Genomic DNA, 14,558 nt, shown 5'->3' on the forward strand with positions numbered 1-14,558 from the left:
CGTCGTAATTGTCGCTCGACGGTTGCTCCTCGCAACAGCAAATGGTAGCCAGAATTCACCAACCGGCGCGGCCACCTATCGGCCATCAAAATTGACGCCGACCGGACACCGTAATCGTCGCGCTACATAGCCTTTCGACTCGGTGCCAAAAGTTGGTGTAGCGCGACAGCTTCGCCGAGCTAGGTCGCTGTCCAAAACGCCCGCGTTGCGTGCGATTTAATCCCCATTTTCAAAATCTGAGCGCCCGTGCGCCACGGAGGACTGCGTTCACATGGAAATCCACAATAGCAGTATGATCGGCAGCCCGCTTCCGACAGCAATGCGCCCGCTCAACTTCGATACCGTGATCGGGCATGACGCGGCCATTGCTCAGCTTTCGGCGATGACCAGATCGCAGACCATGAGCCATGTTATTTTTGCTGGTCCTTCCGGCGTCGGCAAGACCACGCTCGCCCGCATTCACGCAAAGAATCTAAATTGTGTCGAGCAGTCGGGCGCAGTGCCCTGCGGCCAATGCGCGAGCTGCCGGTCGATTGACGAGGGCAGTAGGCACCGGGCCTATCATGAGCTTAATGCTGCTGGCCGCGATGGCAGCAAGGAGGAGCTGAGCGACTTCTTACAACATGACATTAGCGTCGTTCCGCCCGGCTATCGCCATCATGTCGTTTTCATTGACGAGGCCCAGCGTCTCTCCACATATTCGCAAGATTTACTGCTGAAATCGCTTGAAGAGCAGCGCGGCAAGACGATTTTCATCTTCGCCTTAATCGATGAAGGACCGCTTTCCGAGGCATTCCAGGCTCGTTGTCGGATCATTCGCCTGCATCCGCCAACGGTTGAGCAACGGCTGCTCGCGCTCCAGCGGGCATGCTTCGAAGCGAAGATTGGTGCTGAACAGGACGCGTTGGTGTTAATTGCTGAGCGCTCCTCCAGCATCAGGCGTGCGCTCAGCAGGCTTGAACAGGTCCGTGACGCTACTGAGGATGGGGATAGAATCAGCGTCGAACTGGCCCGCACAACGCTGTTTCGTGAGGAGTCGGATGCAACGATCGCCCTTCTTAAGTCTGCGCTTGTCGGCGACGCTGCAAGCGCGACGGTTGCGATCGATCAGATGGGATCCGACCCATCCGCCGCGATTTCCTCGATCCAGCGCCTTTTAACGCTGATCAAGGTGACGCAAATCGGCCCGCATTTCGGGCACCCATCTCGCGCTGAGATGCTGCTGTACGACCATGCCGCAATCGTCGCGCTAGTCGATGCGATTGTACGCACGGCCAAGAACCTCAATCACTCAACCTACTCCTTCTACGACATGCTGATTGAGCACTGGAGTTTCACGCCGCCGCCAACATCCGAATCGCTCAGGCTGCACGCGCTGCGCTTTGTCGACCTGTGCGCGGCGACCGGCTCATGCAACGAACCAGCACGAAGATTAGGCCTGCTTCCGACGATCAGCGAGCCCTATCGTTCGTCTCGCCTCCGTCGGCCACGAGCCAGCCGGTGCCGGGCTCGGTCTACAGCAGCGCAACCGGATCAATTTCTATCATCGGCTCAAGCTGCCCAGGTCTATGAGGCGGCAACCTTCCTGGTTCAGGAATTTGGCATAGCGCTCAATGCGGCATTGAAGATCGATTTCATTGAGTTTGGGATCGCGTCCGAGGAATCAGCAGCATCGTTGCTGAGCAACCTTAGTCGCGAAATGGCGCAACGGCTGCGAGGCCGGACCGGCAGTACACATACCGGACCAGGGCTTCATCGTCTATCGCTGCTCGGGCGCGACGCCGCCGGAAATATTATCGGGTCGCTTGTTTTTCACCTCCCGGCAGGCACGGACATGGAAGGCTGGCTCAATAACTATTTTGGTCGATCTGTCCTTACCCAGCCGGGCATAAACGATCTTCCAAAGCTGGATTTTCGCGCCCCGGTCGATCCGCGTAATGCGCTCGACCGGCAATGGTCACTGCTTCGTCGCTACATATGGGCAGGCCTCGATCCCGCTCTGCTCATTCAGAACGTTCCGCTTATCGACCATCTAGCTGTTGCCAATCGGCAGCGACATCCTGCGGGCGCCGTTGAAAGAGCACGGTTGCGCTTTTCGCACAGCATCGGACGTAAAGGCCAGGCGGGCGCGGCGGCGGAAGGCATGGCTCACCTGTCCGCGTGGCATGCCGGACGATGGGATCAATTATTTACCGGCTGGGAACTTCAAGAACATCGGGAGCGGGTTCGAATGCGTGAACGCCGCTGTGAAGCCTTGACCCTATTTGAAGCGCGGCGTGCGGTAACGGGCGACCCCTTGGCACTCAGCGTGATCGATAAACTTGAACATGACGAGCGAACCAGTTGGGCAAAAGATCCGCTCAATCGGCCACGCACGCGACCTTGCTGGGCGGCTCGCTCCCCAAAATCTGGAACAGGAAATTGAAAATGAAAGCTTTACGTCACATGATTGATCGCGCCATTCGCAATGGCGCGGACCCCGCTGACACTAACCTCCCCGACGAAATTCGACGTGCAGCAGCCATCAACAACCTAAATGCAGCCTCTGCGAAGGTTCGATCTAGAGACGGTCTTAACGCGGTGGGTTTGGATGAGGACGCGAAGCTTGCACTTGCTGCGCTGAAAGAGATGAAGGACGGAGGGCAGACGCGCTTTAATAGCCATCACGGCGTATTCATGGCCATCCCACTGGATCTCCTGCATGACGCGGTAGTGGGCGTTCAGCTCCCTAACGATGACCAGGCAATCCTACGTCAACTTCGCGAGCCAATCAATGGATTGAAAGGAATAAAAGGAACAGCACCCTCAGAAGAGAGGTATATTTCTGACCGTAGGCTCGCGGCGAGGCTGCAGATGTGTACGATAAAATTAATGAGAGAGGCAGTTGAATTTCATAATAGCATACCCGGATTCGATATATGCGCTACTTCACCTGCTCTTCATCATGAATCGGAACTGCATAACAGCGATATTTCATTCACCTTTAGATTCCATATACTGTCGGAATTGTTTGATCATAGTTTAAACGGTCAACATTTTAATTGGAGCAATGTGGCCAACAAGCAGCAGCTTGTATTTTTTCATTATGTAGCGCGGGAAAAGACGTTTACGATCATCTATGGTGATACGTGCCTGAATATTAGTGTCGATCCAATGCCCGCTCCTGAGACGACGCTCGCTAACCTCGCACTTGATGCGCCTCGCCGCACCTTTGATACCGTCTCCTTGATTGAGGGGCTCGATTGGGTCTTGCGCTGGGCTGGAAACTTTGACGTTCTGCAAGAGGCGGGGGCTGTGATCAGTACAAACCATGTTCGTCCGATGTCTTTCAGTACGCCAAATATAGATCGTGAGCGGATTGCCATTCCCGCCATAGTTGCACCTACTCTGAAACGAATTCTCAGACGTCTTGGTGCCGGCGCATTCATCCGTGATGACGGCAATCATTATTTCATCGAAAAGGGCGTCTTCACGCTCGCCTTTGCAATAGCGCCGCCCTACCATAGTGATTTCCAAAATATTCACGCTCGCATTAACAAAAACGGAATATTCCTAACACTCGATGCCGTGGCAATGCTTCGGGCGTTACTGCTGATGCGCGTGATCGAAGCAGACCGCGCACGCATGGAACTGATTCCGGGTAACCCAGCTCATATCAAGTTGTCAGCTGTTCGATATCGAAATGGGAAGGAGGATCGTGCAGTAGACTATTTTCCTGTCGTAGATTTTGCAAATCCGGATGCTATAGTTAATCGAAGCGTCGAATTTGATGTCCTGCCTTGGATCGATATCCTCAGCAGCAGGGAAGCGAAAGTGATCAAAATTATCATTTCTGGCGACCGTACAGGTGTATCGATAGAGCAAGAGCATGAAGAGCGTGTCGTCCATGCACTGGCTATGATCACACCCACCCTGCCAGACGATCACGAATGGGATCGCATGCCCACGGGCGGATCTGCGTGTAACGCGTCTGGCCTCAGCAATGTCCCCGCAGTAGCCGAAAGGCTGGCAGACCTATGACAAAGGCTCTTTCGCAATCGTCTGGTGGCGGTATGTCCATATGACTGCAATTTGGCATTACACAGTCGACCGTTGAACTCGCATCCCCGGTCGGGCCCTTCGCTGTTGACGCCATCACGGAAATTCCCGGGTTTCAATCCATAATAAAGATTTGAAAACAGGCGAGCAAATTTGCGGCAGAATGCCCTCACGGGGGAGTTGCGACATGGGGACGACCTCCAGCTCGAGGATCATTTTCAGGCGGGGTTTGTAAGAACGCGAAAGGCATATCACCCGCCATATACCATCGCGTCCCGTTACCCAGATGTAGAGGAACTGGAGCGGTTCCTCGCAAGAAATCTCTGCTGTTCGTGAACCTTTCATCGCAACTGCGGTGCGAGGACAACAATGAAGGCAGACTTATATCAGCGTATCACCGACGAGATTGTCGCCGCTATCGAGGCTGGCACCGCTGAATTCCACATGCCTTGGTATAACTGTGCGAGCATTGGTTCTCCGAAGAACATTGTTACCGGTCGGCCATATCGTGGCATTAATACGCTGCTGCTTTGGGCAGAGGCTCGCCACCGCGGTTTCAAGTCAGCAAAATGGGCAACCTACCGGCAATGGATGCAATTGGGCGCGCAGGTTCGCAAGGGAGAGCGAGCAACGACCGTGTTACTATGGAAACCCGTCGAGAAGCGCATGGATCTCGACGAGGGTAATGGTCAGCCCGACCGTCAGCGGATGTTCGCGCGCGCATTCAGGGTCTTCAACATGGCGCAGGTCGATAGCTATGAGGAGGTAGCCCTTCAGCATCCTGCAATTGCACCGATTGAGCGCGCTGACGCCTTTTTCCGTGCTCAATCAGCGAATATTTGGGAGGGTAGCGACAGCGCCTTCTACGACCCTCACGCCGATATGATCTCGATGCCGTCGTTTGGCGCATTCGTATCTGCGGAGGCCTATTATTCGGTTCTAGCCCATGAGCTGACCCATTGGACGGGCGCAAAGATCCGTCTCGACCGCGACCTGTCTGGCCGTTTTGGATCTGACGCCTATGCCATGGAGGAATTGATTGCCGAGCTTGGCGCGGCGTTCACCGTAAGCCACCTCGAGCTCGCCTCCAAACCAAGAACCGATCATGCACCATATATCGCATCTTGGCTGCGCGTTCTTGGCAATGATCCTCGCGCGATTTTCACGGCCGCCAGTCGGGCTCAGGCTGCGGCTGATTATCTGATCGGTGCGGAGCAGAACAAAGTTGGAAGGCACGAATTCAGATCGGATGGCTTGCTCCCAGCTTTGGAACAGGCGGTATGAGCACCAGTTCCAACCGATATCGGTTGTCAAAATCCAAGATCGCTGCGTTCGAACATTGCCCACGGCGATTATGGCTCCAAATTCATCACCGCGAGGTCGGTCATTTTGATTCTGACACACTCGCCCGATTTCGGATCGGACATGAGGTTGGCCGCCTGGCAACGGTGGCCATGCCGGACGGGGTTCTGGTCGAACCCGAACCCGATATGAAGGCAGCGATTGATCGCACGACGCAGCTAATTGCCCACGACGCGAGCCACCCAATCTTTGAGGCAACATTCCAGCATCAGGATGTTTTGGTACGTGTCGACATCCTAGAACCTGATGGTCTGGGCGGCTGGCACGCGATCGAAGTCAAAGCTTCCACGCGGCTGAAAAAATATCAACTCGCCGACATTGCTACCCAGATATGGGTGATGCGCAGCTGCGGTCTCACTATTTCACGGGCAACCATTCGTCACCTTGCTAGGCCGCTGAATTGGAAACGACCCGATTTTAATGCGGTATGCTTTGCTGATACCGACGTGACTCGACGAATAGAGAGCCATCTCGCCAGCCGCGAGGAAATCGCAGCAAGCGCTCGCGCAGCGATCAGAGGATCAGAAGTCTCGCGCGAAATTGGTACTCATTGTGTGCAGCCATTCGCCTGCGAATTTATAGGCTACTGTGCAAGGGCGTCCCAGGTGCCGCCCTAAATGAGCATAAACGTTGGGTGTACAGCTCAATGGCGTGCGCCCCGCTAGAAGGTTGACGTTTAACTGGAAAAATGAATGGCTTGCACCTAACATTCCCCATGTCTTAACCGGTTGGGTGACATACACGTCAAATCAACACCCATCGTTCGACCGGAAGACGGTTTATGGCGCTCACTGCCTACCAAGCCAAATATTTAGCGTATGACCTGACCAAGCAGGCTCCGCCAGGAGCAGCAGACCAGCTGTCGATGTCGCTGTTCGATGCGTCGGTCGATCTCAACCCGCACCAAATCGAAGCCGCGATGTTCGCGCTGCAATCGCCGCTGGCGGAAGGTGCGATACTGGCTGATGAGGTTGGCCTCGGTAAGACTATCGAAGCTGGCATTGTGCTCTGCCAGAAATGGGCGGAGCGCAAACGGCGGCTGGTCATCATCTGCCCAGCGTCGATCCGCCAACAATGGGCGAACGAGCTTTCTGAGAAGTTTAACCTTCCAGCTGTCGTCATCGATGCCAAAACCCATCGCGCTATGCGTCGCGAAGGCCACGCCCTGCCACTGGAGCAGAAGGCAGTAGTAGTCCTATCGTACCACTATGCCGCCAAGCTGCAGGACGAGCTGCGGCATGTCGCCTGGGACCTAGTTGTCATCGACGAAGCCCACAAGCTCCGTAACGCATATCGGCCGAGCAATCGCATTGGTCAGGCGCTGCGCTGGGGGACCGAAGGGCGCAAGAAGCTCCTGCTCACGGCTACACCGCTACAGAACAGCTTGATGGAGCTATACGGGCTGACCTCGTTCATCGACGAAAACATCTTCGGTGACCCCAACGCTTTCCGCGCCAAATATGTGACCGCTGGTGGTGACCTTCCGGGGCTGCGCCAGCGGCTGGCGACCTTCTGCAAGCGCACCTTGCGCAAGCAGGTTCTTGAATATGTCCGCTATACCCAGCGTCGCGCCGTCACCCAGCCGTTCTGCCCGACAGACGCCGAACAAGCGCTGTACGACGCCATTTCCAAATTCCTGCAGCGTGAAGACAGCTATGCCATCCCGGCACGGCAGCGCCACCTGACCGTCCTGATCCTGCGCAAGTTGCTGGCGTCATCCTCACACGCCATTGCGGGCACCCTAGCCACGCTGGGCCAGCGGCTGGTCGATTTGCGCGATGGGGGCGAACCAGACAACAACTGGACCGACGAAATCATCACCGCAGAGGAGATCGAGGAGGAACTGCTTGACGAATGGCTAGCCGATGAAGACGAGGCCAACGCATCGTCCGCCGTCATCGAACCCGGCCGTCTGCGTTCCGAGATCGACGAGCTTGCCGCGCTCGCTGCGATGGCGAACGCTATCGGCACCGACACAAAGTCCAAAGCGCTGCTAACCGCGCTCGACATCGGATTTGCCGAGCAGGCGCGCATGGGCGCGGGCCGCAAAGCGCTAATTTTCACCGAATCCCGCCGCACCCAGGACTACCTCTACGCCTTTCTCGAATCCCACGGCTATGCCGGGCAGATTGTCACCTTCAGCGGAACCAACAACGGGCCGCGCACCGCCGAAATTTACGAACGCTGGGCCAAGGACAATGCCGACAGTGGCCGAGCGACCGGTTCGCGCGCTATCGACCTGCGCAGCGCGCTGATCGACGAGTTCCGTGACAGAGCCTCGATCATGATCGCCACCGAGGCCGCCGCCGAGGGCGTCAACCTGCAGTTCTGCTCCCAGGTCATCAATTACGACCTGCCCTGGAATCCCCAACGGATCGAACAGCGCATTGGTCGCTGCCACCGCTATGGGCAGACCCACGACGTTATCGTCATCAACTTCCTGAACGAGCGCAATGACGCCGATCAGCGCGTTCATGCCCTGCTGACCGAGAAGTTTAACCTTTTTAACGGGGTGTTGGGCGCGTCCGATGATGTTCTGGGCTCAATCGAATCCGGTGTAGATTTCGAAAAGCGTATTCTGGCAATCTACCAGGACTGCCGCACGCCGGACGAGATCGCCGCGGCGTTCGATGCCCTGCAGGCCGAGTTGGACGAGCAGATCAAATCCCGAATGGACGATACCCGCAAGGCATTGCTGGAGCACTTTGACGAGGACGTTCACGCCCGGCTGCGGCTTCGGCTGGAAAACGCCCGTCAGCAGCTTGACCGGTTTGGCTGCGCCTTTTGGGACCTCACCGAATTTGTGCTTCAGGACCGCGCCAGCTTCGATGAGGAAGCGCTGACCTTCGACCTCACCGCACCGCCCGCGCCCGCGATCCACAGGGGCCGCTACCACCTGATTTCGCGCAACGCAGCCGGGCAGCGTCCGGTGGGCGATCATGGCTACTTCCTCTATCGCCTGTCGCACCCGCTTGGCGAATCCGTGATCGAGCAAGCTAAGGCGGGCGCAACGCCGGTTGCCGAGTTGCGCTTTGACATTTCATCGCATCCCGGAAGGGTGGCGATTGTCGAAGCCTTAAAAGGGCGCAGCGGTTGGCTGACCTTGCGGCGATTGACCGTGACCGCTTTCGAGACTGAGGAATACCTGCTATTCTCGGCGACTGATGATGCAGGACGGTCGATTGACCAAGAAGCCTGCACCAAGCTGTTCGGCGTTGTCGCGACCGTTCACGATACTGCTGCCGTCCCGAAAGACATCGCGACCCGGCTGGACGCCGAAGCCGATCAGCATATCCGCGCCGCGCTTAACCGATCGCTGGAGGCAAACAACCAACATTTCGCCGTGGCGCGTGAACGGCTAGAGCAATGGGCAGAGGACAAAATCTTCGCTGCCGAAAAGGCGCTGAAGGACACCAAGGAGCAGATCAAGGCGCTCCGCCGCGAATCCCGCCATGCCACCACGCTGGAAGAGGAAAGCGGCTTTCAGACACGCCTTCAGGACCTGGAACGTCGCCAGCGCAAGCAGCGGCAGGACATCTTTACCCAGGAAGACGAGATTGCTGACAAGCGCGACGATCTGATCGCGGGCCTGCAAAAGCGCCTTCAGCACGGGCAGTCGAGCGAAACCTTGTTCACGATCCGCTGGTCCGTCGTATAGGACCATAACGCATAACCAAATCCGGGGCATACCAACCGACATGAGCAGTTTTGACGCGCTGGTTTCCAAGCTTCGCGAAATTTTCCAGATCGACCGGCCGGAGCTGGATTTCGGGGTTTACCGCATCCTCAATGCCCGCGCGGGCGAGATCGAGACGTACCTCAGCACCCGCCTGAAGGCGCAGGTTGCCGACGCTTTCACCGCCGGTGCCGCCGCCAACACTGATGCCCTGGCCAAGGAGCTGACCGACAAGATCGCCCAATATGAGGCCGACGGCGTCATACCGGACAGCGTGCCTGCCGTGCAGAAGCTTCGCGAAGCAATCGCCGCCGCGTCCACCGGCGCGTCGGAGCATGAAAATCAGGTCTTCTCCCACCTGCTGACCTTCTTCTCGCGCTATTACGACAAGGGCGATTTCATCAGCCAGCGCCGGTACAAGGGCGACACCTATGCCATTCCCTATTCCGGGGAAGAGGTGGTGCTGCACTGGGCCAATAAGGACCAGTATTACACCAAGTCGGGCGAGGCGTTCAGCAACTACGGCTTCAAGCTGGAGGACGGACGCACCGTCCAGTTCCGGCTGGTCGCGGCGGACACCGCCAAGGACAACCGGAAAGACAACGACAAGGAACGCCGCTTCGTCCTGGCCGAAGAGCGCACCGTCACCCGGATCGACGAGGACGGCGACGAGTACGAAGAAACCATCGTCCCGATCAGCGAAGAAGACAGCAATCTGGTCATCCGCTTCGATTACAAGGCGATGCCCAAGGGATCGAAGCAGGATGCGTTGGTTGACCAGGCCGTGCTGGCCGTGCTGGCCGACGAGACCGTCAAGGCCCGCTGGCTGGCGCTGACCGAGCGCGCGCCGACCGACAAGAACCCGCAACGCACGCTGCTGGAAAAGTGCCTGGCCAACTACACCCAGAAGAACACCGCCGACTACTTCATCCACAAGAATTTGGGCGGGTTCCTGCGGCAGGAGCTGGATTTCTACATCAAGAACGAGGTGATGAACCTCGACGACGTGCAGAACGCGCCGGCGTTCGGCGCGATCGAGAAGAACCTGCGCATGATCCAGTGCCTGCGCGCCATCGCGCTGCACCTGATCACGTTCCTCGCCAGCATCGAGGATTTCCAGAAGAAGTTGTGGCTGAAGAAGAAGTTCGTCGTCGCCGCGCATTATTGCGTGACGCTCGACCGGGTGCCGGAAGAGCTCTACCCGGCGATTGCCGCCAATCCCAAGCAGTGGGCACGGTGGCACGACTTGGGGATGCGGGAAAGTGCGCAACCGGGCGGCGTCGATGATCTGAAGGCGTCACCTTACCTGATGGCCGATACGGCGCTGTTTGACACAGCCTTCCGCGCCGACCTTCTGAAGGCCATTCCCGATATAGATGCCAGCACAGACGGACTTCTCGTCCATGGAGACAACTTCCAGGGACTTATGCTGTTGCAGGATCGCTATCGTGAAAAGGTGAAGTGCATCTACATTGATCCCCCGTACAACACAGGATCAGACGGGTTCGCCTACAAGGACGGCTACTCCCACAGCAGCTGGCTCTCCATGATCGATGATCGGGTGCCGCTCAGCCGTCACTTGATGAGTGAGAATTCCAGCTTTTTCAGTTCGATTGACGATGGTGAAAGCCATCGCCTGAAGAGCAAGCTGGAAGACATATTTGGACGCGATAAGCTTCTGGCCGATATCGTGTGGCAAAAGCGCTATGCGCCTGATGCCCGTACAAGTGTCAGCGACGCGCATGAATACATTCTGTCGTTCGTGACAAACCCTGAACAATTCAAATTATCGCGGAACAAGCTTCCCCTGGGGGAGGCCCAGACAAAGCAATTCAAAAACCCGGACAATGACCCTCGTGGCCCTTGGAAGGCTGACAACTTTACAGCCCAAGGTTTTCGCCCCAATCAAATGTACCCAATTACTGTCCCTTCTGGGCGTCTTGCGTATCCGCCGACCGGCCGTTGCTGGGGTTATGTTGAATCAGTATTCAGGGCGTTTGAGGCCGACAATCGCATGTATTATGGCCAATCTGGCGATGGCGCACCAGCGATCAAGCGCTTCCTTAAGGACATGGACGGAATGGTCCCATGGACTTGGTGGAGCCATCAGGATGTTGGGCATTCTCAGGACGGCTTGAAAGAGCTCATGAAGCTCTTTGGCAAGGACGCCGAGGCACTCACCAACTTCACCGCAAAGCCCCCATCCCTCATTGGTCGCATCATTCATATTGCGACGGATGAAACGTCGTTGGTCGCCGATTATTTTGCGGGTTCGGGCACGACCGGACAAGCGGTCATTGCCACGAATCGGTCCGATGGGGGCAAACGCAAATATCTGCTCATCGACCAAAACGACTACTTCTCAACAGTACTTCAGCCCCGCATTCAAAAGGTTGTGTTCTCCGCTGATTGGCGGGATGGAAAGCCCATCGCCGCCCACACTGGCATCAGCCACGCCTTCAAAGTCATCAAGGTCGAAAGCTACGAGGATTCGCTCAACAACTTGAACCTGCGGCGCGACGAGCGCCAAGGTGCGTTGCTTGACGCCATGAGCGACCAGGCGCGCGACGATTATCTGATGCGCTACATGCTCGACATCGAAGCGCGCGGTTCGCTGTTGTCGGTGGAGGATTTCCGCAAGCCGTTCGACTATATGCTGAACATCGCAGTGGACAGCGCGGGCGCCTATGAGCCGCGCAAGGTTGATCTGGTCGAGACCTTCAACTACCTGATCGGCCTCACCGTCCGCCATATCGACATTCAGCTCAAGCAGGGCTTCGTCACGGTCGAAGGCACCTTGCCCAGTGGCGAGAAAACGCTGATCCTGTGGCGCGATTGCGATGTGCTCGATTACGACGGTCTGACCCGACTGTGCGATAAGCTAGCGATCAACCCGGCGGACAGCGAATACGAGGTTGTCTACCTTAACGGAGACCACAACATACCCTCCGTACTGACCACCAGCGAGGCCGAGGGCGAAGTCACCAAGGTGCTGAAGTTGCGCCAGATCGAGCCTGCCTTTCTCTCTGCCATGTTCGACGTGGCCGACGTTTGATGGCACGCGTCCCCCGTGTGAAACGCACCTTCCATCAGGAACTGGTGCTCAACCGCTGGATGCTCAGCCATTTCAAGGGCGGTTCGCTCGCCGCCCTTAAGGAACGGCTGGGCGAAGACCGGCACGAAGGCATCGACGACGACGGCCAGACCCGCTTCTTCCACGAACTGACCCGCAACCTGTTCAACATGGACCGGATCAGCGAGGGCGAGCTGCGCCGCTATGACCTGAACATCGTGCGCCACTGGCAGGCCATCACCCACCGCCGCAACGCCGCCGATGGCGTGATCCTGACGCTCAAATACTTCCAGTACCTCTCGCTGCTGTTCTCGGAAATCTACCTCGACTGGTATTTCAACCGCCCCCAGCAACTGCTTGACGGCTTGAACGAACAGATGGCGGCATACCGGCTGGAACCCGGCGCGGAAGCCTTCCGCAACTACACGGCGGACGACCTCAACAAGCTGGCCTTCTGGAACGCGACCGGCAGCGGTAAGACGCTACTGCTCCACGTCAACATCCACCAGTACCTGCACTATTTCCAGGCTGGCAAAGCAAACGTCTGGCCCGACCGGATCATCCTGCTGACGCCGAACGAAGGCCTGTCGCGCCAGCATCTGGAAGAATTCCGCCTTTCCGGCATCAATGCCCACTTGTTCGACAAGAACCAGTCCGACAGCCTCTACAACGGCTGGATCGACGTTATCGAAGTGACTAAGCTCGCCGAGGAGATGGGCGACAAGACCGTCGCCACCGGCGCGTTCGAGGGCAACAACCTTGTGCTGGTCGATGAAGGGCATCGTGGCGCGGGCACGGCTGGCGGCGTGTGGATGGCACGGCGCGCGGCACTAGTGCGCGGCGGCTTTGCCTTCGAATATAGCGCCACCTTCAGCCAGTCGGTGGCCAAGGGTGCGACCGTCGAAAAGGCCGAGCAGGACATCCTGAAGGCCAAGGCCAAGCGCATCTTCGACACCACCTACGCACGGCTGGACGCCAGCCAGCAAGCCCAGATCGCGCTGACCTCCGCCGAACATGCCCGCGCCCGGATCGAAGGCGTGCGCGAGGCTTATGCCAAGGCCGTGCTGATCGACTACAGCTACAAGTACTTCTACGCCGATGGCTACGGCAAGGAATCGCTGATCTTGAACCTGGACGATGCCGGGTACGACCAGCATGGCGCGCTTTACTTCACCGCCTGCCTGCTCAGCTTCTACCAGCAGCTATGGCTATGGGACACGCACCGCGACCGCATCGCCGAATTCAACATCGAAAAGCCGTTGTGGGTGTTCGTCGGCAACACCGTGTCCGGTGAAGACGGTGACGTCCTGGCCGTGCTCAAATTCCTGGCCTCGTTCCTCAACGACGACGCGCAGGCGATCGAATGGATTTCCGACCTGATCGCGGACAAGGCGCGCCTGCTCGATCCCAAGGGCAACGACGTGTTCGCAGGCCGCTTCGCCCCGCTCATGCAGCGCGATGCCGAAACCATTTACGCCGACATCCTGCGCCGCCTGTTCAACGCCGAAGCGCGCCAGCGGCTCAAGCTGGTCAACCTCAAGGGCAGCAAGGGCGAGCTGGCCCTGCGCGTCGGCAATGCGCCGCACTTCGGCGTCATCAACATCGGCGACGATGCCGGGTTCTTTAAAACCGCCGAGGATGTCGAGGCATTCGACACGGAAACCGACGACTTCGGTGGAGGTCTGTTCGGCACGATCAATCTGGAAGGTAGCAAGCTCAACGTCCTGATCGGCTCACGCAAGTTCACCGAAGGCTGGTCAAGCTGGCGCGTCTCGACCATGGGCCTTCTGAACATGGGGCAAGGTGAAGGCTCCCAGATCATCCAGCTGTTCGGGCGCGGCGTGCGCTTGAAAGGCAAGGGCATGTCGCTCAGGCGTTCGCTCCCGCACGAGCGACCCAAGGGCGTTCATCTTGAACGATTGGAAACGCTCAACATCTTCGGCGTGCGCGCCAACTACATGGCAGCCTTCAAGGACTACCTGAAGGAAGAGGGCATCACGCCCAGCGACGAAATCATCGCGCTCGATTTTCCGACTAAGTCCAACCTGCCCGCCGGTAAGCGGCTCAAGACGCTCAAGCTGAAGGACGGGTACAAGGACAACCAGATCAAGGGATTCAAGCGCACGCACTTCCCGTGGCTGTACGAGGTACCAGAAGATTTCGTCGGCAAGATCAAGCTTCCGACCGCCACGCTCGACCTCTATCCCAGGATCGCGGCGCTGAGCACGAGGGACAACAACGCGGCCAAGGTTGCCCCCGATGCGCGCCACAAGGGCAAGCTGTGAAGCGCCCCGGGTTTTCAGGAGGCAGTTTTCATTTGGCTATGCAGCCATATCGAGGTTCTCGAGGGCTGCATAGTAATTGTCTTCGGCCTCAGCGGGCGGGATGTGCCCGATAGGGCCGAAGAGC

At 57.6% G+C, this 14,558-nt stretch carries 7 protein-coding genes; all 7 read left to right on the top strand.

What is annotated here, in order from left to right; translation table 11 throughout:
* The first annotated feature begins 271 nt into the window (after positions 1–271).
* A complete protein-coding gene (locus KRZ98_RS15960) occupies positions 272–2,425 on the top strand; it encodes an AAA family ATPase (RefSeq protein WP_217674451.1) in 2,154 nt (717 codons plus the stop codon).
* Between the two features lie 2 nt (positions 2,426–2,427).
* Complete coding sequence (locus KRZ98_RS15965) at positions 2,428–4,020, top strand: hypothetical protein (protein ID WP_141249478.1); 1,593 nt, start codon at positions 2,428–2,430, stop codon at positions 4,018–4,020.
* 387 nt (positions 4,021–4,407) lie between these two features.
* Complete coding sequence (locus tag KRZ98_RS15970) at positions 4,408–5,322, top strand: ArdC family protein (protein ID WP_217674452.1); 915 nt, start codon at positions 4,408–4,410, stop codon at positions 5,320–5,322.
* A complete protein-coding gene (locus KRZ98_RS15975; RefSeq protein ID WP_217674453.1) occupies positions 5,319–6,017 on the top strand; it encodes a hypothetical protein in 699 nt (232 codons plus the stop codon). The genes KRZ98_RS15970 and KRZ98_RS15975 overlap by 4 nt, the downstream gene beginning before the upstream one ends.
* A gap of 164 nt (positions 6,018–6,181) precedes the next feature.
* Positions 6,182–9,058 (top strand): SNF2-related protein, encoded by a 2,877-nt coding sequence (locus tag KRZ98_RS15980; RefSeq protein WP_217674454.1) that lies wholly within the window; start codon positions 6,182–6,184, stop codon positions 9,056–9,058.
* Between the two features lie 40 nt (positions 9,059–9,098).
* Positions 9,099–12,131: a site-specific DNA-methyltransferase gene (locus KRZ98_RS15985; protein WP_217674455.1), complete on the top strand. Its 3,033-nt coding sequence runs from the start codon at positions 9,099–9,101 to the stop codon at positions 12,129–12,131.
* 17 nt (positions 12,132–12,148) lie between these two features.
* A complete protein-coding gene (locus tag KRZ98_RS15990; protein ID WP_217674456.1) occupies positions 12,149–14,434 on the top strand; it encodes a DEAD/DEAH box helicase family protein in 2,286 nt (761 codons plus the stop codon).
* Positions 14,435–14,558 lie beyond the last annotated feature (124 nt).

The organism is Sphingobium sp. AS12 (genome assembly GCF_019097845.1).
GTDB lineage: Bacteria > Pseudomonadota > Alphaproteobacteria > Sphingomonadales > Sphingomonadaceae > Sphingobium.